This window comes from Microbulbifer marinus, assembly GCF_900107725.1.
Taxonomy (GTDB): Bacteria; Pseudomonadota; Gammaproteobacteria; order Pseudomonadales; family Cellvibrionaceae; genus Microbulbifer; species Microbulbifer marinus.
The window spans coordinates 276,909-302,178 of the sequence record NZ_FNQO01000003.1 but is presented as its reverse complement, the minus strand read 5'-3'; the positions used below and the strand labels follow the sequence as shown (position 1 = coordinate 302,178).

Genomic DNA, 25,270 nt, shown 5'->3' with positions numbered 1-25,270 from the left:
GTTTTGTCCCCTCCAGATTGATTATTTTTTATCGGCTCGGCAATAGAAATACGTGACACGCGCTCACAGAGAAAATCTGCGCGCCAAAAATTTTGACTGAACTGATGTTGCGCTTGTCCGTCGGCGACAAGATGGTACGGCGGTTTTGTTTTAAGTGGGGAAGCGGCGAGACCGGAGTGTGCGGCATCGGTTTGAATTTGTTGTGAGGGAGGGGCGAGAAGGGCGGAAGGAGCGGTGTTACCCGCTCCGGTATCCAATCGAGAATTATTGGGCGTAGCAGTCGCGGGTCATGTTCTCGATGCGGTCCTTATGCACAATCACGTTGTCCTCGATGCGCACGCCGCCGAACGGACGGAAGGCGTCCACCTTGTCCCAGTTCACTTCCGTCGCCAGCTCCGAATCTTTCAGCTCGGCCAGCAGGCTGTCGATGAAATAGAGTCCCGGCTCGATGGTAAAGACCTGGTTTTCCTCGATGGTGCGGCTGGTGCGCAGGAACGGGTATTCCGCCGGCGGCGGGGTGACCCCCCCCTGCGGCGCGGTCTGGTGACCGCCGACATCGTGCACCTGCAGGCCGAGGAAGTGGCCGAGGCCGTGGGGCATAAAGGTGCCGGTCAGGCCGGATTCCACCGCGCTTTCGGCGGAAGTCTTGATAACGCCGAACTGGTTCAGCAGTTGACCGACCTTGTGGTGGCACTCGCGATGCAGGTCCGGGTAGGGCAGGCCCGGCTTCAGGCCGGCGACCAGTTCCTGTTCCTTCTGATCCATGGCCGCCACCAGCTCGGCGAACTCGCCGTCGCGGTAGGCGTAGGTGCGGGTGATGTCGGCGCAGTAGCCGTTGCAGTCGGCGCCGGCGTCGATCAGGAAGGTCTTCAGCTCCGCTTCCGGCAGCCGCTGCTCCGACAGGTGGGTGTAGTGCAGAATCGCCGCGTGCTCGTTCAGGGCGACGATATTGCCATAGGGCATACGGTTCTCGCCCTGACCGGCGGCCTGCAGGTAGGCGAGGTTGATCTCGAACTCGCTGGCGCCACTGCGGAAGGCCGCTTCGGCGGCGCGGTGGGCCTTCACCGCGATGCGGTTGGCCTCGCGCAGGCAGGCGAATTCATAGGGTGTCTTGTAGGCGCGGGCCCAGTGCAGGCGCTCCAGCAGCTCTTGCGGGTTGGGGGTGCCGATGGGCCAGTCTTCGAGACCGGCGGTCTCGCCGAGGAAGGCGGCGTTTTCGGCGCTGAGGAATTCCTTGGCATCCGCCGGCTTGCTCAGCAGCTCGATATCGTAGTGGTCGCTCCAGAAGGTCTGGGGAGCCGGCGGCACATAGTGCCAGAAATCCACCGGGCGGTAGAACAGCAGTTTCGGCTTCTGGCCGCGGCGGTAGATGACCCAGCTGTGCGGGTTGTCGGTGACCGGCACCAGCGCCTTGAACTGCGGGTTGACCTTGAATGGATAGTAGTTGTCGTCCAGGAACTGCACCTTGGGCGCGCCGCTGAATACGTTCAGGGTGTCGAAACCGCACTGCTCCATGATGTCGTCGTAGCGGCTGCGCAGGGTGGCGATATGGTCGGCGTAGAGGTTCTTGTCCATGGTTGCCCTTATTGTGTGAATCGACAGTGTGTGAATCGACTATCCGGCATAGTGTATAGTCTGGAGTCCGGATATTTGGCCTGAATTTTGACCATGCAAAAGAAGATACTGCTGACGGACTGCCCGGATGCCAAGGGTTTGATCGCCAAGATCACCAACATCTGTTACAAGCACCAGCTCAACATCATCAAGAACGACGAGTTCGTCGACCGCGCGCAGGGGCGCTTCTTCATGCGCACCGCGCTGGAGGGCATCTTCAACGATGCCACGCTGCTGGAAGACCTGGATATGGCCCTGCCGGCGGGTGCCGAGCGCCGCCTGGTGGCCAGCGGGCGCAAGCGGCTGGTGCTGATGGTCACCCGCGAGCCCCACTGCCTCGGCGATATCCTGATGAAATGCTACGCCGGCGCACTGGACGTGGAGATCGCCGCGGTGATTGGCAATCACCCGGATCTCGGCGCCCTGGTGGAGAAGTTCGATATCCCGTTCCACTGCTTGCCGGCGGAGGGGTTGCAGCGGGCGCAGCACGAAGAGCAGGTCATGGCACTGGTGGATGATTACGCGCCGGACTATCTGGTGCTGGCCAAGTACATGCGCGTGCTGACGCCGGAATTCGTGGCCCGTTATCGCGGCCGTATCATCAATATTCACCATTCGTTCCTGCCCGCATTTATCGGCGCCAAGCCCTATCAGCAGGCCTACGAGCGCGGCGTGAAGATCATCGGTGCCACCGCACATTTTGTCACCGATGACCTCGATGAGGGGCCGATCATCGAGCAGGATGTTATCCATGTGGACCATGCTTACTCCGCCGAGGCGATGGCTGCGGCCGGGCGCGACGTGGAGAAGTCGGTTCTCAGCCGCGCCCTGCAACTGGTATTGCAGGAGCGGGTTTTTATTCACGGCAACAAGACTGTGGTGTTCAAGTAGCCTGGAAAACACTGCGCGCAGGGATATTGGCGCTGTCCGCACTAAGCCGCCGATTTTCCGGCTTTGATTGCCGGGATCCAGCAACAAGTGGGGAAATGCTGTAATCGTTCAGGACTGAAGTTTGTAGTCGATCCGCACTATCGCTTCAGCCTGATTGGATGAAGAATTTATTGCTTGTAATCGGGAGTCAATGGAATGAAACGGAACTTCTACCTGATATGCGCAGCCACAGTGTTAGCTCTGGCCATGTTGGCCGCTGCTTTTTTGGTCGGGGGGCTGGCCGGGAAATTGCGCATTCAGCCACTCTTCGAGCCCATAAATGCTACGGAAACCATGATCCGCACCGTATTGAGCAAGTTTCGTGGGCAGCGGAGCAATCAGACCTTTCTTGAAAGCAGCCTTCTGGAGTTGTCTCTCACTAGCCTGGAAGTGATGCCGAAAAATCCTGGCGACAATGTTGGTTTTACCCCGCTGGGCAACGGTTATCTGATCGCCAAAAGGAACGGCGAACTCAGTTATGCCGAATTGAATTGGCCGGACAGTTTCTCGGTGAAGAAACTTCCTTATCGCGTGCCGGTGAAAAAGGAAATCTTTCTGCAGCATCCGGTAACTGAACGTCATCCCCGGATCCCATTGCATTTCGGGGTCAAGGATATTTACACGCTGAAGGCCGACGATGGGTTCTATATCTACGCCAGCCATCACTTCTGGAAAGAACAGGAAGCGTGCGCGGTTTTCAGGTTGTCGGGCATTCGCATTGCCGAGAACGCCTTTGCGGATGTTCCCGAACACGAGTGGCAGACCCTGTTTGAAAGCCAGCCCTGCCTGAAGCTTGACGCGAGCGTCAATCGGCTTGGGGTGGACGACACCCTGCTACAGGCCGGCGGGCGTATTGCGCAGTACGACGCGGATCAATTACTGGTGACCATCGGTGACCACTACATGGAGGGGCTGCATAACCCGGATCTGGTACAGGATCCCGCCGCCTCTTACGGAAAATCCTGGCTCGTGAATCGCCACACCGGCGAAGCGACTCTGTTCACTATGGGGCACCGCAATCCGCAGGGCCTGACCAGGGATCAGTTCGGCAATTGGTGGTCCTCGGAGCACGGGCCGCGCGGTGGTGACGAACTGAATGTCCTTCGCGCGGGAGCCAATTATGGCTGGCCCCGTGTGAGCTACGGCACCCTGTACGCCGGCTATGACTATCCGCCGGGCGCCGACTGGCACGAGCACGGCGATTACACGGATCCTGCGTACATATGGGCGAGGTCGGTAGGTGCTTCAAACCTGATTCGATTGAACGGCTCCCGGTTTACGCGCTGGGGCGATGACTTGATAATGGCCAGTCTCGGCGGCCGTTCGCTGATTCGCCTGGAGGCCCGAGGAACGGATATCATCGGTATGGAGCGGATCGCGATAGGTGATCGCCTGCGGGATCTTGCCCAGGCCGCCGACGGTACCTTGCTGCTAATGACGGATAGCGGTGTGTTTATTCGCGTCGAACCTGCAGCTGAGGCAGAACCCGGAGAGATGGATATCAGCCAGCAGGCTCGTACTCTGTGGATGGCTTGCGGCGCCTGTCATAGCAACCAGCGCGGGGAGGGTCACCATATCGGTCCAAATCTGGCACAGGTATTTAACAGACCCATCGCGGGAGCAGAAGATTTTCGGTACAGCCCGGCTTTGCGTGCGGTTGACGGGCGGTGGAGCGAGGAAAACCTGGATCGCTTTCTTGCCGATCCCAAGTCCTTTGCGCCGGGTAACAGCATGACATTTGCCGGCATCGAGGATCCACAGCAGCGCAGGCTGCTTATTCAATATCTTAAGGAACAATAACGCCGCAGCTGACCGGTGCTGGTAGCGATAGGCGGTAACTAGAACTGAGAGGAGTGCGAATGCGTTTTTCCCCGACTGTTGCCCGGCCCGCTTGGGGGCTGCTGGGGGTGGCCACTGCGGTACTGCTGTTGTCTGGTTGTACCAGTACTCAGCCCGCCCCGAATCCCGGCCTGAAGGAATCTTTCCACACCGAAATCTCTGCCAATGGTTCCAAGCGATTCACCTACGCGCTGGAAATGACGACGCCGCTGGTGCGCGGGCCCTATACCCAGAGCCCCACTGCCCGCAGCGGTATGGTGCGCCCGCAGGATATGCCGGTCCGCCAGCAGCGCGGCAACCGCAGCCTGGATTTCGACCACGCCCTTAACCTGAAACTGCAAGAGACCGGTTTCTGTCTGGACGGTTACTTCGTGATTGAGCGCAGCGTATCGCCGATGAATGGCGAAGTGCGCGGTGAATGCCGGGAAGGTGTGAAGCGCTGACGAGTGTTTGAGTCGCGCGAAAAACGTGAAGCCGGGGCACAGCAGTGTGCCCCGGCTTTTTTTTATGACTTGCCGCATCGCTTCCATTCCTATCCTCCGGTCAATGCACACCTGAGCTGCACCACGAATATTCAACAACGCCAGCATATTGTGATCCGTATTCCGGCAGGCGCCGTAACAGTGACGAGTGCGCATGCCCAAGCGGCTTGCCTCTCAGGCTCTGACGCAGTGAATCTTGAATACAGGTAAACGAAGTGATGCTCGACCAGTACAACCCGATGTTAGTGACGCTCTCCTATGTAATCTCCGTGCTGGGCTCGTTTGCTTCGCTGCAACTGATTACCGCTATTCCCGAGGCGGTGACCGGGGTGGACAGACGCCGTGCAATCCTGTTCGCTGGCCTGGTTATGGGTGGCGCGGCTATCTGGTCGATGCATTTTATCGGCATGCTGGCACTGGAGACCGATATGCCGATGGCGTATGACATTCTCGGCACGCTGGGCTCGGTGGTTGTTGCGGTGGCCGCCTGTACTTTGGGGCTGGCGATCGTAGGTACGGGTGAGTTCAATGCCGACAAATTACTGCCCGCCGCTGTATTCATGGGGTTTGGTGTGGCCGGGATGCACTACGCGGGTATGGCAGCGATGCTGATGCCGGCAGAAATCAGCTACAACCTGAATATCCTGATTATCTCGGTACTGATCGCTGTAGTTGCTGCTGGTGCGGCTTTATGGATGGCCTTCCAGACTCGCGGGCACTGGCAGAAGACAGGCAGCGCACTGGTCATGGGGCTGGCTGTGTGCGGTATGCACTACACGGGTATGGCGGCGGCGAGTTACGAAATGACTGGCGAAATGCCGCCTGCCGGTTTCGCCGGTGCGCTCAGCAAGGAATACCTCGGTATCAGCTGCGGGGTGATCGCCGTTGCCGTGCTGGCGCTCGCAGTCTGGGTGGGGCGCTGGTATCGCCAGCGACCGCTGGTGCCGGCGTAAGGGATTGCCGGCCGCGGAGTTGCGGGTTAACAGCAAAAGCAAAAAGGCCGGGAAATTCCCGGCCTTTTTGCATGAGCGATCTGTGATCGCTACGGGTAGTGGGCAGCTTATTCTGCGTAGCTTTCCACCGGCGGGCAGGAACAGATCAGGTTGCGGTCGCCGTAGACGTTGTCGATACGGTTGGACGCCGGCCACACCTTGTGCTCCTTCAGCCACGCCGCCGGGCGTCCGGCCACATCGCGGGAGTAGCTGTGGGCCCACTGGTCCGCCATCACGTCTTCCAATGTGTGCGGCGCATTGTGCAGCGGGTTGTCCTCGGCGCTGTACTTGCCGTTGGCCACATCTTCCACTTCCTGGCGGATGGTCGCCATGGCCTGGATAAAGCGGTCCAGTTCTTCCTGCGACTCACTCTCGGTGGGTTCGATCATCAGGGTGCCGGCCACCGGGAAGGACATGGTGGGGGCGTGGAAGCCGAAGTCCATCAGGCGCTTGGCGATGTCCTCTTCGCTGATACCGCTCGCCTCTTTCAGCGGGCGCAGGTCCACCAGGCACTCGTGGGCGACGAAGCCGTTGGTGCCGGTATACAGCAGTGAGTAGTGCTCGCTCAGTTTCTTGGCCACGTAGTTGGCATTCAGGATCGCCATTTCGGTGGCGCGCTTCATGCCCTGCTTGCCCATCATGCGGATGTACATCCAGCTGATCGGCAGGATGCTGGCCGAGCCCCAGGGTGCCGCGGAGATGGTGCCGTTGGCGGCATCGGTTTCCGGCACTTCGGTCACCGGGTGACCGGCGAGGTAGGGTTTCAGGTGCTCGCCGACTGCGATCGGACCCATGCCCGGGCCGCCGCCGCCGTGCGGGATACAGAAAGTCTTGTGCAGGTTCAGGTGCGAAACGTCGCCGCCGAACTGGCCCGGTGCAGCCACGCCGATCAGTGCGTTCATGTTGGCGCCGTCGATATACACCTGGCCGCCGGCCTGGTGGACCAGGTCGCAGATCTCGCGGATACCTTCCTCGAACACGCCGTGGGTGGACGGGTAGGTGACCATCAGCGCGGCGATGCGGTCGCCGTGCTCTTCGATCTTCGCCTTCAGGTCGTCGATATCGACGTTGCCCTTGTTGTCACAGGCAACCACGACCACCTTCATGCTGACCATCATCGCGGAAGCCGGGTTGGTGCCGTGGGCGGAAGCCGGGATCAGGCAGATGTCGCGCTGGGTTTCGCCCTTGGCCTCGAAGTATTTCTTGATCGCCACCAGGCCGGCGTACTCGCCCTGGGAGCCGGCGTTCGGCTGCAGGCTGACGGCATCGTAGCCGGTACAGGCCGCCAGCATCTGCTGCAGCTGCTGGAACATCTCCGCGTAGCCCTGGGCCTGGTCGGCGGGCGCGAACGGGTGCAGCTTGCCGAATTCCGGCCAGGTCACCGGGATCATCTCCGCGGTGGCGTTCAGCTTCATGGTGCAGGAGCCCAGCGGGATCATCGAGTGGTTCAGCGCTATGTCCTTGGATTCCAGGGACTTGAGGTAGCGCAGCATCTCGGTCTCGGAGTGGTAGGTGTTGAACACCGGGTGCGTCAGGAATTCGCTGGTACGTACCAGGGAGTTCGGCAGGCCCTGCGGACCCTTGGCGGCGATCTCGCTGTCCAGCGCGCGCAGGTCGAGGCTATGCTCAGTGCCGGTAAAGACGTTGATGAGATCGGACACGTCCTGCAGCGTGGTGGTCTCGTTCAGGCTGACACCCAGGGCATCGGCGCCGACCTTGCGCAGGTTGATTTCCGCATCCAGGGCGCGCTGGTAGATCTCGCCCTGCTTGCCGCCCACGGTGACGGTCAGGGTGTCGAACCAGTTGTCGTGGGCCAGGTCGAAGCCTTCTTTCTTCAGTGCGGCGGCGAGGATGTCGGTCAGGCGCTGGATGCGCGCGGCGATGGTCTTCAGGCCTTCGGGGCCGTGGTAGATGGCATAGAAGGCGCTCATCACTGCCAGCAGTACCTGGGAAGTACAGATGTTGGAGTTGGCCTTCTCGCGGCGGATATGCTGCTCGCGGGTCTGCATGGCCATGCGCAGTGCGCGCTTGCCCTTGCTGTCCACGGATACGCCGATGATGCGGCCGGGCGCGGAGCGCTTGTAGGCTTCGCGGAAGGCGAAGAAACCGGCGTGCGGGCCGCCGTAGCCCATCGGGATACCGAAGCGCTGGTTGCAGCCGACCACCACGTCCGCGCCCATCTCACCCGGCGCCTTCAGCGCGACGAGGCTCATCAGGTCGGCGGCGACGGTCACCAGGCCGTTGGCCTCATGTACCTTGGCGATGATGTCGGTCAGGTCGCGCACCTGGCCGGTGGTGCCCGGGTACTGCAGCAGGGCGCCGAACAGCTCCGCGGGGATATCTTTTTCCACGTCGCCGACAACCACTTCAAAACCGAAGTGCTCGGCACGGGTCTCAACCACGGCGATGGTCTGCGGGTGGCAGTCCCGATCGACGAAAAATACGTTGGACTTGTTGCGCTTCACTTGGCGCTTGCACATGGCCATGGCTTCGGCCGCGGCGGTGCCTTCGTCCAGCATGGAGGCGTTGGCCAGTTCCATACCGGTCAGGTCCATGATCATCTGCTGGAAGTTCAGCAGGCCCTCGAGGCGGCCCTGGGCGATTTCCGGCTGGTAGGGGGTGTAGGCGGTGTACCAGCCCGGGTTTTCCAGCACGTTGCGCAGGACGACGTTCGGCGTGATGGTGTCGTGGTAACCCATGCCGATAAAGGTGCGGTAAATCTTGTTGCGGCCCGCCAGCGCTTTCAGCTCGGCCAGCGCCTCTACTTCATTGACCGCGTCTGCCAGGTCCAGCTCATCGGTCTTGCGGATGGCTGCGGGTACGGTCTTCTCGATCAGCTCGTCGAGGCTGGAAACGCCGAGGGCTTTCAGCATCGCCTGAACCTGCTGGGCATCGGGGCCGATATGACGGTAGATAAAGGCGTCGTGTTGTTCCAACTGCTGAAGAGATGGCTGGGTCATAAACTTCGTTCCTGTAATCGCAGGGAGTCGTCGCTGGTGCGCTCGCGGTTAAAAATAGCACCTGGTGTCTGTCCCGCTTTCCTCAATAGGCCCGCGGTCTCCGCACGGCGGATAGTCGAGGAACAGACCTTGGGAAAGAGCAGGCTGGCAGCCGTCAGACAGGCGGATCGCGGGGTCTGTTGGGGCGCCGGGCGCGCGCATCTTAGCAATCGCGGGCGATGCCGGCAATCTGCCGGATTTTAGCGTCAAAAGTGCTATTTTATGGCGGTAAAGCTGGATCAAATCCTGTTATTGCGTCAATGGCGCAATAATGTTCTAAGCGATAGGTTGCTGTTTGTCTCCTGATATCCCGCGGGTGCTAGATGATCTGGACACTTACCATGAACCCGGCTGTCGATCTTGCAGTAACCACACCGCGGCTGGAAATCAAGCGCAAACTTCGCTGCCGGGATGCGAGCATCACTCCCGGCGGCGGCGGGATCAACTGTAGCCGCGCTATCGCCAACCTGGGAGGCAAGTCCTGCGCGATGTTTACCTGCGGTGGTGAAACGGGCCGGATCATTGTGCAGCAATTGGCGCGCGCGGGAATCGCAACAGCGCGGATCGATATCCAGGAGAACACCAGGATCAATATTCTCGCCAATCCCGAAGACGAAGAGGGTGAATACCGACTGGTGCTGCCGGGACCTGAGTTGCGTGAACGGGAGTGGCAATCTGCCCTGCGCCGGCTGGAAGAGGTCCTTGGAGATGGTTCGCTGTTGATCGCCAGCGGCAGTCTGCCCCCCGGCGTTCCCGATGACTTTTACTCGCGCGTGGCCGCGGTGGCGAAAAAACGCGGGGCTCTGTTGTTTCTCGATAGCCCGCCCGAGGCGATGCGCAGGGCCATGGCGGAAGAGCGTCTGTTCGCAATAAAGCCGAATAAGTCGGAGTGGGTGGCGGTTCAGGGGGGCGGGGCGATCGTCGAGAACTGATCGAGCGGGCGGAAGCAGTGGTAAGGGGAGGGCAAGGGGTTCGCGTTATCCTGATTTCGCTGGGCTCCGAGGGCGCCGTGTGCGTGACACGAGAGAGTAGCGATTACATCAAGGCGCCCCAAGTGCAGGTCGTTGACACCACCGGTGCCGGTGACAGCATGCTGGGGGCGTTTGCCCTCGCCATTGCCAACGGGCAGCCCCCGATCTCGGCCGCCCGTTACGCAGTGGCCGCCGGTGCTGCGACGGTTGAACAATTCGGCAGCACACTCTGTCACTCGGACAGGCTGGCCGAAATTCTCGAAAAAATGCGCCGTTAGTATTTGTTCCCGGAATTGGACCTGGATATTGCCTGTGGCTCTTGCTCTTGGTCCACTTTCCTGCGCGTGTCGTAATTCCCCACTTCTATATAAGGTTGAACATCGCGCTATGACCTGCCGTGGTCTACCTTTAAGGGTACCCGAATGTATTTTCGGCGTTATTCGGGGCACTGAAAGCGATAAATAAAAAGATAATGAGATTGCTGAGGCTGTCAGCCGGCAAGGACTGCGGAAAATCTGATCATGGCGCAAAGGATCTTTATCGCCAGCGACCAACTGCTTGTTTGTCACCTGTATACGTTGCTGGAACGGGCCGGTATCTCGGTTCTGATGCAACAATCTGTGGTCGACGTACCACAAGAGGACAGCGGCCCTGTGGCCTGGTATTCGGAACTGTGGGTTTTGCAGAACCACCAGTTGGATATCGCATCACAGCTGCTCGAAGGCGCGCTGGTTGCGGAAGCTATACGGGTGCCCGTCGGGCGCCTGGAAAAAATGCCCGGGTTGGCCCAGGTGGCCAGCCGGATCTCCTCCTCTTCATCCCCCCCGGCGGAAATCGCCTGACGCGGTTTCCGCTTATTTCTTCTTTCTCTTTTCCACCGGCCGTCTATAGGAACGGGTGCAGGTAACGCGCCAGCTGCTGTGTCAGTGGTTCACCGGCTTCGATACCCATGTCGGTGAGGCGCGACTTGTCCAGCTGGCAGTTATACGGGCGGGGCTCGTTATACTGCGGCGCGGGGTCGCCAGACAGGTGGTCCGCCGACAGGCCGTAAGTCTCCGCCACCACTCTGGCCAGCTGGTAGCGCGTGCAGGCGGTATCGCCACTCCACTGATAGATACCGCCGAGGTGGGCGCCTACCGCGGTTTTCAGCAGGCACTGCTCCAGCACCCGGGCGACGTCCTCGACACTGGTGGGGAAGCGAATGGCCCAGTCATCCAGCGTAACCGCTTGCGGATCGCGAACCGTTTCCAGCAGTGCGGTTACCCCGGACTCGCGCAGGTAAGTCACCGGGCCGAACAGCAGCGGCACGCGCAACACCCAGTGATCGCCATTGCCGAGCACCGCCTGTTCACCGGCCAGTTTGCTGCGGCCGTAGAAGTTGATCGGGTTGGGCTCGTCGTCGGCGGAGTAGGGCGGCGCGCTGCCGTCGAAGACATAGTCGGTGGAGATATACACCAGCTGCGCACCGGTATCGCGACACAGCTGGGCCAGCCTTTCCGTACTCTGCACATTGAGCTGCCAGGCCGCGTCGGGGTTCTCCGCGCAGCGATCCGGCCAGCGTTCGGCGGCGCAGTGGATAACCACCTGCGGCTGTATCTCGCGCAGCATGTCTGCCACGGCGGCAGAATCGGTGAGATCCAGCCGCCGCAGGTTTTCGCCGGCGCGGGAAAAGGCGGTGCCGGTTACATCGAATGCGGGATTGGCGCTGAGCTGTGAGAAGACGCTGCGGCCGAGCAGGCCGGAGGCGCCGGTGATCAGTATTTTCAAGATTTGTTTTCTTTGTCGGCTAATCGGCGGCCCTGCTACCGGTGGCGATTTGCCAGACACGCTGTGAATACATCCTTGGCAGATTTTTGCTCCTGCAAAATCTGCACTTCCGCCTTCCCTGGCGGTCGTACGCTCTACGCGGCCATCCATGGCCGCGTAAGGTCTGGCAAATCGCCACCGGCATCAGGGCCTTCGCATCGAGGGCAGTTACGGCGTTGTGGTCGGCTCGTTACATCTGCTCCATGACTTCAATGCCGAGCAGGCCGAGTCCGGTAGCGATGGTGCGCGCGACCAGGTCGCATAGCTGCAGGCGGCTGTGTTTCTGTTCTTCACTGACGCCTTCCTTCAGCACCGGGCAGGCCTCGTAGAAGGCCATGTAAGCGCTGGCCAGGTCGTACAGGTAGCTGCAGAGCATGTGCGGGAAGGTGTCCTTGGCAACCTGATCCAGCACCTCGCCGAACTGGCACAGCTTGACCGCCAGTGCGCGTTCCTCGGCGGTGCCCAGCTGGATGTCGCCGGTCAGCTCGCTCGGCTCGATACCGGCGCGGCGGAAGATGGAGCGCACGCGGGTGTAGGCATACTGCAGGTAGGGCGCGGTGTTGCCCTCGAAGCTGAGCATCGCTTCCCAGCTGAACACATAATCGTTGGTGCGCGTCTTGCTCAGGTCTGCGTACTTGACCGCGCCGATGCCCACCTTGCGCGCGATCTCGGCGCAGGTGTCGGCGTCCAGGTCCGGGTTCTTCTCCGCCACCAGTTTTTCGGCGCGTTCGATGGCTTCGTCGAGCAGCGCGGCCAGTTTTACCGTGCCGCCGGTGCGGGTTTTGAACGGCTTGCCGTCGTCACCCATCATGGTGCCGAAGGCGCAGTGTTCCAGCGATACCGACTCCGGCAGGAAGCCGGCCTTGCGCGAGGCGGTGAACGCCTGCTGCAGGTGCAGGGACTGGCGCGCGTCGACCACGTAGAGGATGCGGTCCGCGTGCAGCTGGTTGGCGCGGTAGCGGATGGCGGCCAGGTCGGTGGTGGCATAGAGGTAGCCGCCGCCTTTCTTCTGGATGATCATCGGGCTGGGATTGCCTTCCTTGTCGGCCATCTCCTCGAGGAACACGACGATGGCGCCCTGGTCCTCGACGGCGATGCCGCGGTCCAGCAGCTCCTTCACCAGCACCGGCAGGTCTTCGTTGTACTGGCTCTCGCCGTAGACGTCGCTGCGCTTCAGGGTGACATTGAGCTTCTGGTAGATCTCCTCACTGTGGCTGATGGAGATATCGATAAACTGCTGCCATAGCTTCAGGCACTCGGGGTCGCCGCCCTGCAGCTTCACCACGTACTCGCGCGCGCGGTCGGCGAAGCCTTCCTCGTCGTCGAAGCGTATCTTGGCCTCGCGGTAGAAGGTCTCCAGGTCTGCCAGCGCCACCTCGGCGTCGCTGCTCTCCAGTTTGTCGGACAGGTGGGCCAGCAGCATGCCGAACTGGGTGCCCCAGTCGCCCATATGGTTCTGGCGCACGACCTTGTGGCCCTGGAATTCCAGCAGGCGCGCCAGGGCGTCACCGATAATGGTGGAGCGCAGGTGGCCGACGTGCATCTCCTTCGCCAGATTCGGGTGGGAGTAGTCGATTACCACCGTCTGCGGCTGTTCCACGGCGGCGATATTCAGTCGCTCATCCTTCTCTGTGGCGGCCAGCTTGTCGGCCAGCCACTGTTCGCTCAGGTGAATATTCATGAAGCCGGGGCCAGCGATCTCGACCTTCTCGATCATCTCGCCCCGATCCAGGTGCTCGAGGATCTTCGCCGCCAGTTCGCGTGGGTTGGTTCCCATGCGCTTGGCCGCGCCCATGGCGCCGTTGGCCTGGTAGTCGCCGAAGCCCGCTTTCTTCGCCGGTGCCACCACCGGGCCGCACTCAGCGGGAATGCCGGCGGCCAGCATGGCGGCCTGGAACTTGTCGGAGAGGAGCTGGCGAATATTCATAGGAGACTGCTGCTGTAATTCGTGGGAACGCGGGATTTTAATGGGCGGGGGCGGCTTTGCAACCGGCCGCCCGGAACTTCGGCCAAGTGGGCGCCAGGGCGCGCCACTGTAAGGGCCCCTGCTGTCGGTGGCCAGCCGGGAAAAGCGCCTGTGGCCGGTGACCAGATCGATCAGGTTTTTTGCCGGCAGGCCACCAGCAGCAGGGCCGGGGCCGTGGCCAGGCGAATCAGGCGAGTTCCGCTGCGCGGCGCTCCAGCTCGTCCATCGGCACGTCCTCGATATGCGTGGCCAGGAACCACACGTGGCCGAACGGGTCCTGCAGGGTACCGGTGCGGTCGCCGTAAAACTGGTCTTGCAGTGCTCGTTTCACGGTGGCACCGGCCTCGACGGCACGGGCGAAGACGCTGTCGACATCGTCTACATACAGCAGCAGACCGACCGGCGAGCTGCCCTGCGGGCTCAGCAAGCCCGCCTCTTCATTGTCGTCGGCCAGTGAAATACGGGTATCGCCGATCTGGATCTCCGCATGGGCGATGCTGCCGTCGGGCATCGGGAAGCGGAACAGCTCCCGGGCGCCGAATGCCTGCTCATAGAATTTTATCGCACTGGCGGCGCCGTTGACGCTCAGGTAGGGGCTTACGCTGTGGTATCCCTCGGGGACGGGTTTGACGGCCATCTTTACATTCCTTGTATTCGTGTCGGGCAATAGTGTGATGAAGCGCCGCCGCTGTCCAGTCGCCGGCGCGGCGGATGTTATCATGCGCGCTAAAAATGGAGGGCAAGGTGAGCGCGAACACACTGTACTGGCATGACTACGAAACCTGGGGCACGGATCCGGGCGCGGACAAGCCGTCCCAATTCGCCGGCATCCGCACCGACGAGGACCTCAATATTGTCGGCGAGCCGCTGATGCTCTACTGCCGCCCGGCTGCGGACTGCCTGCCGCAGCCGATGGCGAGTATTGTCACCGGTATCAGTCCCCAGCGGGCCCTGGCCGAGGGGGTTCCGGAGATAGAGTTTATCCAGCGCATCCTCGCCGAGCTGGGCGCGCCGGGTACCTGCGGCGTCGGCTACAACAGCCTGCGCTTCGACGACGAGGTGACGCGCCATACCCTCTACCGCAACCTGCTCGATCCCTACGAACGCGAGTGGCGCTCCGGCAACAGCCGCTGGGACATCATCGATATGGTCCGCCTCACCTATGCCCTGCGCCCGCAGGGCATCGCGTGGCCGCAGCGCGAGACCGCAAATGGCGAGAGTGTGCCGTCTTTCCGCCTGGAAGAACTCACCGCCGCCAACGGTATCGCCCACGAGGGCGCCCATGACGCGCTGTCCGATGTGCGCGCCACCATCGATATGGCGCGGCTGGTGCGCAGCAAGCAGCCGAAACTCTACGATTATGTGTACAGATTGCGGCGCAAGCAGGAGGTGGCCAAGCTGATCGACCTGCGCAAGCGCACGCCGCTGCTGCACGTGTCCGGCATGGTGCCGGCATCCCAGGGGCACCTGACCTACATAGTGCCGCTGGCAAACCACCCGGTGAACCGCAATGCGATCATCGTTGCCAACCTGGCCATGGATCCGGAGCCGCTGCTAAGCCTGGATCCCGAGCGCCTGCGCGAACGCCTCTACACGGCCCGCGGCGAGCTCGGCGACGGCGAGCTGCCGGTGGGGCTGAAACTGGTGCACCTGAACAAGTGCCCGGTGCTGGCCCCGGCCAACATGCTCGATGACAAGCGCGCCGCCGAGCTCGGTATCGACAAGGCCGCCTGCGAAGCCAACTGGCAGAAGCTGCGCGACGTCGACCTGACCGAGAAACTGCACCAGGTGTATCTCGACAGCGAATTTCCCCAGCGCGATGTGGAGGCCAGCCTCTACGGTGGTTTCCTGAACGACGACGACCGCGACCTGTGCCGCCAGCTGCACCGCGACCTGGCCGAGCGTGGCCCCGAGGCGCTGGCCGGACAGGTGCCCTTTGCCGACCAGCGCCTGCCGGAACTGTTGTTCCGCCTGCGCGCGCGCAACTTCCCCGAAACCCTGTCGGCTCAGGAGCAGCAGCGCTGGCAGCAGTGGTGCTGCCGCCGCCTGACCGATCCCGGTGCGGGGGGCAGTATCACGCTGGAGGCCTATTTCGAGCAGATCGCCGAGCTGCGCGAGCAGTTTCCACAGAAGGCAGAATTGCTCGACCAACTGGAGAGCTGGGGCGACAGCCTGCTGGCCAGATCCAGAAGTAGGTGAGCGTACCGAAACTGGATGCGAAGGCGACGCTGCCGGGAGCCGTCTGAGAAACAATTGCCGATCAGGCTGTTGAACAGGCGGCTACCGGCAGCGGCGCCGCCCCGGAATCAAAAAAGTACCGCTCGGGATGCTGTGTACCGGCCCACGCCCACCGCAGCACGCACTGGAGCTAGGCGCCTTGCCGGCAGCCGAGTAGAATGCCATCCGCTAAAGACTGGCGCCCACAAGGCGCAATCACTGGAGAAACAATGGACTTTATCGGAGCCAATATTCTTTCCGTCGGCCAGTTCGAGCGCGGTGATATCGACCGTATCTTCGAAGTGGCGGACACCATGGCCCCTTATGCGCGCCGGGAGAAAGTTACCCGCGTGCTGGAGGGGGCCATCCTCGGCAATATGTTCCTCGAGCCCAGCACCCGCACCCGACTCAGTTTCGGTTCGGCGTTCAACCTGCTGGGTGGCACCGTGCGGGAAACCGTCGGTATCTCCGCCAGCGCGATGGCCAAGGGCGAATCCCTGTACGACACGGCACGGGTACTGTCCGGCTACAGCGACGTTATCTGCATGCGCCACCCGCAGGAAGGCTCGGTAGCCGAGTTTGCCGCTGCGAGCCGGGTACCGGTCGTCAACGGCGGCGACGGCGCCAACGAGCACCCGACCCAGGCGCTGCTCGATCTGTATACCATGCGCAAGGAGCTGGAAACACATGGCCGCTCGCTGGACGATTTCCGCATCGCGATGATCGGCGATCTGAAGTTCGGTCGTACCGTGCACTCGCTGTGCAAGCTGCTGTGCCTGTTCGACAAGGTGCAGATTGTGCTGGTGTCGCCGCCGGAACTGGCGATGCCCGAAGACGTGGTGGAGAAGCTGCGCGCGGCGGGCCACCAGGTCAGCGTGTCGGATCAACTGGAAACCTCTATCTCGCAGGTGGATATCGTCTATTCCACGCGCATCCAGGAGGAGCGCTTCGCCTCCCAGGAAGAGGCCAACCTGTACCGCGGCCGCTTCCGCCTGAACCGGGAAATCTTCACCCGCCACGCGCAGCCGAATACGGTCATCATGCATCCGCTACCGCGGGATTCCCGCGCCGAGGCCAACGAGCTGGACACCGACCTGAACGAACACCCCAGCCTGGCGATTTTCCGCCAGACGGACAACGGCCTGCTGGTGCGCATGGCCCTGTTCGCACTGCTGCTGGGGGTGCAGGACAAGGTCGACCAGTATTCCCACGAAGTTCGCTGGCACAGCCGCCGCAACCCGGTGTAGTCGTTTTCGCAATACAAACCCGGCCCAGTGCCGGGTTTGTTTTTTCCAGCGCCGAGGAGCAACAATAACAAAGCGCCAATAACAATAAGGAGTTCTCCATGCGCCGAGCCTGTTTCGTTTTCCTGTTCCTACTGGTGTCCGCACCGTTGGTCGCGCAGCCGCGCCAGGCGGCAGTGGCTATGCCCGACGCCTTCAGTGCGGAAGTGGCCGCGCAGGTTCTGCAGCGCGGTGGCAATGCCGTGGATGCCGCAGTCGCGGCGCAGTTCGTACTGGCGGTGACGCTGCCGGAGGCGGGCAATATCGGTGGCGGCGGCTTTATGCTGGTCCACAAAGACGGCGAGCAGGAGTTCCTCGATTACCGTGAAGTGGCCCCGGCGGCCGCGCACCGGGATATGTATCTCGACGAAGACGGCGAAGTGGTACCGGACCTGTCCGTGATCGGTACCCTGGCATCCGGTGTGCCGGGCACTGTGCAGGGCATGTGGCAGGTACACCGGCGCCACGGCTCCATGCCCTGGGCTGCGCTGGTACAGCCGGCCGTGACCCTGGCCGAAGAGGGCTTCGTGGTGCCGGAGCCACTGGCGCGCGAGGCCCGTGAATTTGCCGACTATGTGAAAGTGCATCATCCCGCGGTCAATTTCGCCGATTACTTCGGTGGCCTGGCGGCCGGAAAGCTGTTCCGCCAGCCGGAACTGGCCGCCACGCTGGCGCGAATCCGCGACCGGGGCGCGGATGGCTTTTATCGCGGTGAAACGGCGCGGCTGATCGCCGACTTTATGCGCGACAACGGCGGACTGATTACCGAACAGGACCTGGATGCATACCGAGCCAAGTGGCGCCGCCCGGTGAGCGCCGACTGGCGCGGCTACCGCATCGTCTCGGCGGCGCCGCCGAGCTCCGGCGGTATTGCCATCATCCAGTGGCTGAAGATGTATGACCGAGTGCGCAATGGCGTGCTCGAGGGGCGGGCACCGGCACACAACAGTGCCGAATATGTGCATCTGCTGGCGGAAGTGGGCAAGCGGGTATTTGCCGATCGGGCTGAATATCTGGGCGACCCGGATTTCCACCCGGTACCGGTGGCGCGCCTGCTCGACGGCGAATACCTGGCGCGGCGCAGCCGCGAGCTGAACCTGGCCGCCATTTCCCCGACACCGGCGGTGGTGCCGGGACTACCGGAGAGCGAGGAGACCACACATTTCTCCATCGTCGATCGCTGGGGTAACGCCGTCTCCAATACCACCACCATCAACCTGAGTTTTGGGTCCGGTGTCGTGGTCGAGGGCGCCGGTTTCCTGCTCAACGACGAGATGGACGACTTCAGTGCCAAGCCGGGTGTGCCCAATGCCTTCGGTGCCCTCGGCGGTGAGGCCAACGAAGTTCAGCCCGGCAAGCGTATGCTGTCGTCCATGTCGCCGACGATCCTGCTCGACAATGGCGCGGTGAAAATGGTGACAGGCTCCCCCGGCGGCACCACCATCATCACCAGCGTTTACCAGTCGATCCTCAATGTGGTGGAGTTCGATATGGATGCGCAGCGCTCCGTGGATACGCCGCGCTTTCACCACCAGCTGTGGCCCAAGGACCAGATCCGCCACCAGCCGGGTTTCGACGCCGGCGTGCGCAAGGAACTGCGGGCCATGGGATACCAGCTGGAGCAGGACGGCTTTGGCGACCTGCAGGTGATCGTCGATCGCGACGGCGAGCTGGAGGCGGCGTCGCAGTCCAGCGGTCGCGGTGTGTCGCGGGTTTTGTCACTGCCGGAGCCGGTGCGCGCCGCACTCTGACGGCGGCGGCAGGCCGTCTGCGCGACAATCTGTTAGGCTGGTTTTATCGCCTTTCCTGCATCCGGGATAGATGCCATGCCGAATCGGATTTCTCAGAGGTTGCGCCGGCGGCTGCCGGTTTGTTTTACCCTGCTGCTGATTGCGCTGGCGGCACTCGCCGGCGCGCAGCAGAGCGAACGCCCCCACGTGGCCCTGCTGTCCATCAAAGGACCTATAGGGCCGGCCACCACCGATTATCTTGTCCGTGCGTCCGAGGAAGCCGGGGAAAACGGCGCGCAGCTGATCGTGCTGCAGATGGATACCCCCGGCGGTCTCGACGCCGCCACCCGCGATATCATCCAGCATATCCTCGCCTCGCCGATACCCATCGTTACCTATGTGCATCCTGCCGGTGCCCGCGCCGCCAGCGCCGGCACCTATATCCTCTACGCCAGCCATATCGCCGCGATGACGCCGGCGACGACGCTCGGTGCGGCGACCCCGGTACAGATGGGCGGCATGCCGGGTCCCGCCGCTCCCGGTGAGCAGCCCGACGACAAATCCTCCGGCAAAAAAGGCGATCAGGAGGAAGAGAGCGCCGAGGAAAAAGAGGATAAGAGCGGCGAGCAAAAGCAGGCGCCGGCATCCGGCACCGCGATGGAGCGCAAGATGGTCAACGACTCGGTGGCGTTTATCCGCGGCCTGGCCAAGCGCCATAACCGCAACGCGGACTGGGCGGAAAAGGCCGTGCGCGAAGCGGCGACCCTGACCGCTTCCGAAGCGTTGGAGCAGAACGTCATCGACATAGTGGCGAAGAACAACGAGGACCTGTTGAAGCAGGTCGCCGGCCGCAAGGTGGCACTCGATGCGGGTGACATTACACTGTCGGCCAATATCGCCGAGCTGCCGCTGGAAGCCTATGAACCGGACTGGCGCAATGAACTCCTGGCGCTGATCACCAACCCACAGATAGCCTATATTCTGTTGCTGATCGGCATTTACGGCCTGATCTTCGAGGGCTACAACCCGGGTGCGCTGGTACCGGGAATCGTCGGCATCATCTGCCTGTTGCTGGCTTTCTACGCCCTGCAGGTGCTGCCGATCAATTACGCCGGGCTGGCACTGATTATTGTCGGCGCTCTGTTGATCGTCGCGGAAGTCTTTATGCCGAGTTTCGGCGCGCTCGGTATCGGTGGCGTGATCGCGCTGGTGATCGGCTCGGTCATGCTGATCGACAGCGACGTACCGGGCATGCAGGTGTCACGCAAATTGATCGGCGCCATTGCTGGTGTCAGCGGGTTGGCGCTGCTCGGTATATTGATGGCGGTGGGCAAGAGCCTGCGTAAGCCGCGCGTCGCGATCGAGAATGCGCTGGTGGGGCGCACTGCGATTGTCAGTGGCATCCAGGACGGCGATGTACTGGTGCACCTGGACGGTGAAATCTGGCAGGCGCGCTGCGACCAGCCGCTGCAGCCCGGGCAGCGGGTCAGGGTGGTGGAACAGCACGGACTGTTTTTACGGGTGGAGCCGGGTTAACAGCCTCAAGGGAATAACGAAATAAGGAGAGTTCGGAATGGTCAGTTACTTTATGGGGTTACTGGTGGCGGCAGTAGTGCTGCTGCTGATGTATGCCATTCGCATCCTGCGCGAATACGAACGGGCGGTGGTGTTTTTCCTAGGCCGCTTCCAGGCCGTAAAGGGGCCCGGCCTGATCATCATCATTCCGATAATCCAGACCATGGAGCGCGTGGATCTGCGTACGGTGGTCATGGACGTGCCGACCCAGGACGTGATCAGCAAGGACAACGTCTCGGTCAAGGTCAACGCGGTGGTCTACTACCGGGTGGTCAACCCGCAGTCCGCGATCATCAACGTGGAGCACTATCACGAGGCGGTCAGCCAGCTGTCCCAGACCACACTGCGCTCGGTACTGGGCAAACACGAACTGGACGAGATGTTGTCGGAGCGCGACAAGCTCAATGTGGATATCCAGAAAATTCTCGACGAGCAGACCGATGCCTGGGGCGTGAAGGTCACCAATGTGGAGATCAAGCATATCGACCTGGACGAGAGCATGATCCGCGCGATCGCCAAGCAGGCGGAAGCAGAGCGCTCCCGGCGCGCCAAGGTGATTCATGCGGAGGGTGAGGCCCAGGCCGCGGTAAAACTGACCGAGGCTGCGGACCAGCTGTCGAAGAATCCCAACGCGATTACCCTGCGCTATATGCAGACGCTGATTGATATTGCCGGTGAGAAGAATTCCACTATTGTGTTCCCGCTGCCGCTGGATCTGATCCAGCCGCTTATGCAACAGGCGAGCGGCAATAAGACCTGAGAGGTTGAGTGACCGGCGATGGAACTGGACCTGGAGCAGTTCAACAAATCCTTCCTGTTGCTGCTCGTCCTGCTCAATCCTTTTATTCTGAGCGTCTACCTGCTCGACCTGATCCGCGGGCTGGAGTTGAAGGTTTTCTCCGGTCTGCTAATGCGCGCCTTTATGATCAGCCTAACGGTATTTTTACTGTTTGCCTGGTTTGGCGAAGTCATTTTCGATCAGGTGTTGCAGGTGCGCTTTCTCGCCTTCCTGATTTTCGGCGGCATTACGTTCCTGATTATCGGCATCCGCCTGACCCTGGGCGTCGGTGCACCCATCCAGAGTATCAATCTGCACTCGCAGGAAGTGGCCGGCGCTATTGCAATGCCATTTATCGTTGGCCCCGGCACCATCAGTGCCAGCGTGCTGGCCGGCAGCCGTCTGGGGGCCGGGGCTGGCTCAGCGGCGATTACCCTGGCCATGGTCACGGCGCTGACCTCACTGATACTGCTGAAAATGCTGTACGACTGGGTGCAGACGCGCCAGGAGCGCTACGTGCGCAAATATGTCGAGGTGGCGGGCCGCATCACGGCACTGTTCACCGGCTCTTTTGCGGTGGATATGATCCTGAAGGGCATAGAGCGATGGCTGGCGCTAATGGGAGGTCCAATAGCGCCCTAGGGAGTCTCGGGACTTGTTCAGAGGCTCCCCGGTATTGCGCTGGAGTTAAAAGAGTTTCTCGAGCAGGTTGCGGGTCGAGCCGTCCCACTCCTCCGGCGTCTCGCCGCCGATCGCAGCGTGAACCTGCGCACCGAGCAGTTTGCCCAACTCCACGCCCCACTGGTCGAATGGATTGATGCCGAGCAGGCAGCCGCCGATAAATACCTTGTGTTCGTAGAGTGCCAGCACTGATCCGAGGGTAAACGGGTCCAGCCGTTGCATCACCAGCGTGTTGCTCGGCCGGTTGCCGGGCACCACCTTGTGCGGCGCCAGTGCATGGGCTTCCCGGTGGGTATAGCCCTGTTGCTCCAGCTCCTGGCGGGCCTCCTGCAGGCTCTTGCCGCGCAGCAGCGCCTGGCTCTGGCTGATACAGCAGGCCAGCAGCCACTGGTGCTGCTCTGTCAGCGCCGAGGTAGGTTCCTTCACGGCAATAAAGTCCGCGGGGATCAGGTCGGTGCCCTGGTGCAGCAGCTGGTGGAACGAGTGCTGGCCGTTGCTGCCCTCGGTACCCCAGATCACGCTGCCACTCGGGTATTGCAGGTGATGCCCCTCGCGGTTCACCCCTTTACCCAGGCTTTCCATATCCAGCTGCTGCAGCCAGGCGGGGAATTTGGCCAGTCGCTGCGCGTAGGGCAATACCACCTGGCTGGACGCATTCCAGCACTGGCGGTACCAGAAATGGATCAGCGCCAGCAGCACCGGCAGGTTTTCCGCAAATGGGGCGCTGGCGAAGTGCTCGTCCATTGCGTGGGCGCCGGACAGCAGTTGTTCGTAAGTTTCATAACCGCAGGCCAGGGCGATTGGCAGGCCGATTGCGGACCACAGGGAGTAGCGCCCGCCCACCCAGCTCCACATCGGAAAAATATTCTCCGCCGCAATGCCGAAGTCCTGCGCCGCGACGATATTGCTGCTGACGGCGACGAAATGCTGAGCCAGCTGGTCTTCACTACAGCCGGCGTCCAATACCCACTGGCGTGCGGAGAGGGCGTTTTGGCGGGTTTCCAGTGTGGAAAAAGACTTGGAAGCGACAATAAACAGAGTGCTTTCCGCCGGCAGTCCGGCCAGTGTATCCATCAGGTCGGCGCCGTCGATATTGGCCACGAAGTGCACGGAGATGTCGCTCTTCTGCCAGGGGCGCAGTGCCTCCACCACCATGCGCGGGCCGAGGTCGGAACCACCGATACCGATGTTGACGATATGGCGAATTGGTTCGCCACTGAAGCCGCGCCAGCTGCCGCTCTGCACCTGTTCGGCAAATTGCCGCATCTGCTGGCGGCAATCCGCCACTGCCTGTTCGTGTTCCGTTTGCGGTTTGCCCTGGAAGCGCAGTGCACTGTGCAGGGCGGGGCGGTGCTCGGTATTGTTGATAGCGGCTCCGCTGAACAGGGCGTTGATCTGTTCGCCGAGATCTATCTGTTCGGCATAGTCGAGCAGCAGCTGCAGCGTGTCGTCGCGCAGGTGATTCTTACTGTAATCCAGGTAGAGTCCGGCCGCGGTGGCGCTGTATTTCTGCGCGCGCTGGCTGTCGCTGGCGAACATTTCGCGCAGGGACCACTTGTGCTTCTGGTGGTGGGCTTTGAGTTGCGCAATTGCGGCGGTGCGGCTGCCCGCAAAGGATTCGCTTGTCATGTGAACCTGGTTTATTGCTCTTGGAAAGGTGTGCCAGCGGTGGCTGGCAGGCCGTGGGACTACCGGCCTGCATGGAGGGTCAATGCTAACGGTAATTGCGGCGGTGAGCCAGAGTCTGATTGGCTCGGTGGGGATACCCGGTGGGTGATACGCGGAGACGCCATAAATACAAATGCCGCTTCGAAAAGCGGCATTCGGTGTGGTGACTCATACTAAATGATGCTTCGCAGAATCTCAGCGCCGGGTGCGGCCCGGTACTGTGCTGCCGCCTGCCGGCTCGCTTCAAAACCCCATTTAGTATGAATCACCACACAGTTTTGCTGCAATTTGATCTTACTTGACCACTTTCATGCAGCGCACGTTGTCTGAAGCCATCCAGCAGTCAGCGTCCGCAGGACAGGCCATTGACATTGGAATTTGTTCAGAGCCCGGAGGGCAGGAGGCCGGTGGCGCAGGTGCGGCACAGCAGCCCGCCAGAACCAGTGCACTGATAATTCCCATTAAGTACTTGGCTGGAGTGAAATTCATCCCCTAACTCCTTTCCGTTGATGTTAGCCATTAGCATAGCCAATAAAACGTCACCTGTTTGGTCAGCTTTGTAAAAATCTTTTCTACAAAGATACCGCCCAATGGAGTGTAATAGGCGCAGGGTTTAAATAGCCGCCAGCGGTGAAGTCTGGATAAATTTTGTGCCAGTTTGTCGCGCAAAAGTACCTAAATTTAACGGGTTTTCTGCCAAATTTGCCGGTAGACCATTGCGCGGCGGCGAGAAATTTTTTTTGAAAAAGCGGGGAGGAAATTATTCCAACGCCGAAACTGTGATTTTTTATGCCGGGTCGCTGTGCTTGCCGTACCGGGCAGCTCTCCCCTTGCCGATCTGCGCTCCCCGCCATCTGCGTTTTTTAAAACTCATACAGCGATCTGAAGATAAGTTTCACGCCGCGCAACTCGCCGGTTGCGCTGTAATTGTAAGCCAGTCCCAGGCGGTCAAACTTCAGAAACCCGATGCAAATCGGTCCATCGCGCTTGCCGATGGCAGCACCGGCCTGCCAGTAGTTGGCGACGGAGTCGAATTTGTCGAACTCAGAGCGGACACGTACTTCGTCGACAAAGTCGATGAAGCTGACATGCCAATAAAGCATCGTCTGACTCTGCTGGCTGCTCAACCAGCCGAGCGGGTAGGCGAATTCGGCCCCCGCGGCGGCAAATACGAAGTCATCTGAGTCGCCCTCGTCAGCGTTGTAACCGACGTAGCCGAGATCGGCCAGTATTGCCCAGTCCAGCTGGCCCGACTGAAACCTGTAGCGGCTCTTGATTTCCGTGGCGTAGCTCCAGGCGTGGTCGCTGTCATTGATCACGGTGCCGTAACTCGCCTGCGCGAGCGGGCGAATCGAGAAACGGGAGGTCAGCGGAATATCCGCATCCAGGCTGAGCCCGGCACTGGCGATTTTCAGGTTGCCAGAATCGATGAGCGCGGAAATGTCGCCGAAATCGAACTCGGCCACGCCGACGGTGATCGGCGCTCGCAGCGTGTAGGCAACTTCGCGGTTACCCGATTGGTCGAAACGGGCGTCACCGAAAACCCGACGAGGCGCGACGCGCATGACATAGGCACTGTTCTCGTCATTGATCTTGTACCAGCCGGTGCCGAAAAAGGTGGCGTAAGCCCAGTGCACGCTGGGGTCGATCATTTCCGGCGGCTGGGCAAGCCCCGGCACGGGCACTAGGGCACCGATCAAAATGCCGGCGCCCGACATCAGGTTTCTCATCAGGGCTGT

20 protein-coding genes are annotated in these 25,270 nt (G+C 61.3%); 13 read left to right on the top strand and 7 right to left on the bottom strand.

All coding sequences use genetic code 11. The features are described from left to right. Positions 1-264: 264 nt before the first annotated feature. A complete protein-coding gene (gene pepQ / locus BLW36_RS13280; protein ID WP_091389473.1) occupies positions 265-1,575 on the bottom strand; it encodes a Xaa-Pro dipeptidase in 1,311 nt (436 codons plus the stop codon). Positions 1,576-1,668: 93 nt separating this feature from the next. Between pepQ and purU the strand changes: the two genes are divergently transcribed. The 4 genes from purU to BLW36_RS13260 all read left to right on the top strand — a co-directional run bounded on the left by purU (position 1,669) and on the right by BLW36_RS13260 (position 5,818). Further along, the gene (gene purU, locus BLW36_RS13275; protein ID WP_091389470.1) at positions 1,669-2,505 is read left to right on the top strand and encodes a formyltetrahydrofolate deformylase; all 837 of its coding nucleotides are present in this window, start codon (positions 1,669-1,671) and stop codon (positions 2,503-2,505) included. A gap of 195 nt (positions 2,506-2,700) precedes the next feature. After that, positions 2,701-4,344, top strand: coding sequence for a PQQ-dependent sugar dehydrogenase (locus tag BLW36_RS13270; RefSeq protein ID WP_091389466.1), 1,644 nt, complete (start codon positions 2,701-2,703; stop codon positions 4,342-4,344). Between the two features lie 59 nt (positions 4,345-4,403). Continuing rightward, the gene (locus tag BLW36_RS13265) at positions 4,404-4,826 is read left to right on the top strand and encodes a hypothetical protein (protein WP_091389462.1); all 423 of its coding nucleotides are present in this window, start codon (positions 4,404-4,406) and stop codon (positions 4,824-4,826) included. 257 nt (positions 4,827-5,083) lie between these two features. Then, on the top strand, positions 5,084-5,818 hold the full coding sequence (locus tag BLW36_RS13260) for an MHYT domain-containing protein (RefSeq protein ID WP_091389431.1): 735 nt from the start codon (positions 5,084-5,086) through the stop codon (positions 5,816-5,818). A gap of 107 nt (positions 5,819-5,925) precedes the next feature. Here the strand turns inward: BLW36_RS13260 and gcvP are convergent, their stop codons facing one another. Then, entirely contained in the window at positions 5,926-8,817 is a 2,892-nt protein-coding gene (gcvP, locus tag BLW36_RS13255; RefSeq protein ID WP_091389428.1) for an aminomethyl-transferring glycine dehydrogenase, read from the bottom strand. Positions 8,818-9,179: 362 nt separating this feature from the next. Between gcvP and BLW36_RS17625 the strand changes: the two genes are divergently transcribed. The 3 genes from BLW36_RS17625 (at position 9,180) to BLW36_RS13240 (ending at position 10,669) form a co-directional block, all read left to right on the top strand. Further along, positions 9,180-9,788 carry a 1-phosphofructokinase family hexose kinase gene (locus tag BLW36_RS17625; RefSeq protein WP_091389424.1) on the top strand — a complete coding sequence of 203 codons (609 nt, stop codon included), beginning with the start codon at positions 9,180-9,182 and terminating at the stop codon, positions 9,786-9,788. After that, complete coding sequence (locus BLW36_RS17620; RefSeq protein ID WP_091389421.1) at positions 9,746-10,105, top strand: PfkB family carbohydrate kinase; 360 nt, start codon at positions 9,746-9,748, stop codon at positions 10,103-10,105. Before BLW36_RS17625 ends, BLW36_RS17620 begins: the two co-directional genes overlap by 43 nt. A 243-nt stretch (positions 10,106-10,348) precedes the next feature. Continuing rightward, a complete protein-coding gene (locus BLW36_RS13240) occupies positions 10,349-10,669 on the top strand; it encodes a hypothetical protein (protein ID WP_091389418.1) in 321 nt (106 codons plus the stop codon). A 43-nt stretch (positions 10,670-10,712) separates the two neighbouring features. On the opposite strand, the gene BLW36_RS13235 is transcribed toward BLW36_RS13240, so the two are convergent. From BLW36_RS13235 to BLW36_RS13225, 3 genes are all read right to left on the bottom strand, one after another. After that, complete coding sequence (locus BLW36_RS13235) at positions 10,713-11,594, bottom strand: dTDP-4-dehydrorhamnose reductase family protein (protein WP_170833214.1); 882 nt, start codon at positions 11,592-11,594, stop codon at positions 10,713-10,715. Between the two features lie 229 nt (positions 11,595-11,823). Further along, positions 11,824-13,560 (bottom strand): arginine--tRNA ligase, encoded by a 1,737-nt coding sequence (gene argS, locus BLW36_RS13230; protein WP_091389411.1) that lies wholly within the window; start codon positions 13,558-13,560, stop codon positions 11,824-11,826. 226 nt (positions 13,561-13,786) lie between these two features. Continuing rightward, on the bottom strand, positions 13,787-14,236 hold the full coding sequence (locus BLW36_RS13225; protein ID WP_091389409.1) for a VOC family protein: 450 nt from the start codon (positions 14,234-14,236) through the stop codon (positions 13,787-13,789). Positions 14,237-14,331: 95 nt separating this feature from the next. On the opposite strand from BLW36_RS13225, the gene sbcB reads away from it, so the two are divergent. The 6 genes from sbcB to BLW36_RS13195 all read left to right on the top strand — a co-directional run bounded on the left by sbcB (position 14,332) and on the right by BLW36_RS13195 (position 21,824). Continuing rightward, entirely contained in the window at positions 14,332-15,798 is a 1,467-nt protein-coding gene (gene sbcB / locus BLW36_RS13220) for an exodeoxyribonuclease I (protein ID WP_091389406.1), read from the top strand. A gap of 248 nt (positions 15,799-16,046) precedes the next feature. After that, complete coding sequence (locus BLW36_RS13215; RefSeq protein ID WP_091389404.1) at positions 16,047-17,063, top strand: aspartate carbamoyltransferase; 1,017 nt, start codon at positions 16,047-16,049, stop codon at positions 17,061-17,063. Between the two features lie 98 nt (positions 17,064-17,161). Continuing rightward, complete coding sequence (gene ggt, locus BLW36_RS13210) at positions 17,162-18,850, top strand: gamma-glutamyltransferase (RefSeq protein ID WP_091389401.1); 1,689 nt, start codon at positions 17,162-17,164, stop codon at positions 18,848-18,850. Between the two features lie 75 nt (positions 18,851-18,925). Continuing rightward, positions 18,926-20,365 carry an NfeD family protein gene (locus tag BLW36_RS13205; protein WP_091389398.1) on the top strand — a complete coding sequence of 480 codons (1,440 nt, stop codon included), beginning with the start codon at positions 18,926-18,928 and terminating at the stop codon, positions 20,363-20,365. Positions 20,366-20,402: 37 nt separating this feature from the next. Beyond that, the gene (locus BLW36_RS13200; RefSeq protein WP_091389395.1) at positions 20,403-21,164 is read left to right on the top strand and encodes a slipin family protein; all 762 of its coding nucleotides are present in this window, start codon (positions 20,403-20,405) and stop codon (positions 21,162-21,164) included. A gap of 18 nt (positions 21,165-21,182) precedes the next feature. Beyond that, positions 21,183-21,824 carry a MarC family protein gene (locus tag BLW36_RS13195; RefSeq protein WP_091389392.1) on the top strand — a complete coding sequence of 214 codons (642 nt, stop codon included), beginning with the start codon at positions 21,183-21,185 and terminating at the stop codon, positions 21,822-21,824. Between the two features lie 45 nt (positions 21,825-21,869). Here BLW36_RS13195 and pgi read toward each other — a convergent pair whose 3' ends face one another. Next, positions 21,870-23,492: a glucose-6-phosphate isomerase gene (gene pgi, locus BLW36_RS13190; protein WP_091389389.1), complete on the bottom strand. Its 1,623-nt coding sequence runs from the start codon at positions 23,490-23,492 to the stop codon at positions 21,870-21,872. Between the two features lie 902 nt (positions 23,493-24,394). Then, on the bottom strand, positions 24,395-25,261 hold the full coding sequence (locus BLW36_RS13180) for a hypothetical protein (RefSeq protein WP_139304892.1): 867 nt from the start codon (positions 25,259-25,261) through the stop codon (positions 24,395-24,397). Positions 25,262-25,270: the final 9 nt, after the last annotated feature.

Bases quoted from the DNA above. Each gene is read 5' to 3' on its own strand.
- BLW36_RS13200 (WP_091389395.1), top strand. From the start codon at position 20,403: ATGGTCAGTTACTTTATGGGGTTACTGGTGGCGGCAGTAGTGCTGCTG.
- BLW36_RS13195 (WP_091389392.1), top strand. From the start codon at position 21,183: ATGGAACTGGACCTGGAGCAGTTCAACAAATCCTTCCTGTTGCTGCTC.
- BLW36_RS13180 (WP_139304892.1), bottom strand. From the start codon at position 25,261: ATGAGAAACCTGATGTCGGGCGCCGGCATTTTGATCGGTGCCCTAGTG.
- purU (WP_091389470.1), top strand. From the start codon at position 1,669: ATGCAAAAGAAGATACTGCTGACGGACTGCCCGGATGCCAAGGGTTTG.
- BLW36_RS13205 (WP_091389398.1), top strand. From the start codon at position 18,926: ATGCCGAATCGGATTTCTCAGAGGTTGCGCCGGCGGCTGCCGGTTTGT.
- BLW36_RS13270 (WP_091389466.1), top strand. From the start codon at position 2,701: ATGAAACGGAACTTCTACCTGATATGCGCAGCCACAGTGTTAGCTCTG.
- pgi (WP_091389389.1), bottom strand. From the start codon at position 23,492: ATGACAAGCGAATCCTTTGCGGGCAGCCGCACCGCCGCAATTGCGCAA.
- gcvP (WP_091389428.1), bottom strand. From the start codon at position 8,817: ATGACCCAGCCATCTCTTCAGCAGTTGGAACAACACGACGCCTTTATC.
- pepQ (WP_091389473.1), bottom strand. From the start codon at position 1,575: ATGGACAAGAACCTCTACGCCGACCATATCGCCACCCTGCGCAGCCGC.
- ggt (WP_091389401.1), top strand. From the start codon at position 17,162: ATGCGCCGAGCCTGTTTCGTTTTCCTGTTCCTACTGGTGTCCGCACCG.
- sbcB (WP_091389406.1), top strand. From the start codon at position 14,332: ATGGAGGGCAAGGTGAGCGCGAACACACTGTACTGGCATGACTACGAA.
- BLW36_RS13240 (WP_091389418.1), top strand. From the start codon at position 10,349: ATGGCGCAAAGGATCTTTATCGCCAGCGACCAACTGCTTGTTTGTCAC.
- BLW36_RS13215 (WP_091389404.1), top strand. From the start codon at position 16,047: ATGGACTTTATCGGAGCCAATATTCTTTCCGTCGGCCAGTTCGAGCGC.
- BLW36_RS13260 (WP_091389431.1), top strand. From the start codon at position 5,084: ATGCTCGACCAGTACAACCCGATGTTAGTGACGCTCTCCTATGTAATC.
- argS (WP_091389411.1), bottom strand. From the start codon at position 13,560: ATGAATATTCGCCAGCTCCTCTCCGACAAGTTCCAGGCCGCCATGCTG.
- BLW36_RS13265 (WP_091389462.1), top strand. From the start codon at position 4,404: ATGCGTTTTTCCCCGACTGTTGCCCGGCCCGCTTGGGGGCTGCTGGGG.
- BLW36_RS17625 (WP_091389424.1), top strand. From the start codon at position 9,180: ATGATCTGGACACTTACCATGAACCCGGCTGTCGATCTTGCAGTAACC.
- BLW36_RS13225 (WP_091389409.1), bottom strand. From the start codon at position 14,236: ATGGCCGTCAAACCCGTCCCCGAGGGATACCACAGCGTAAGCCCCTAC.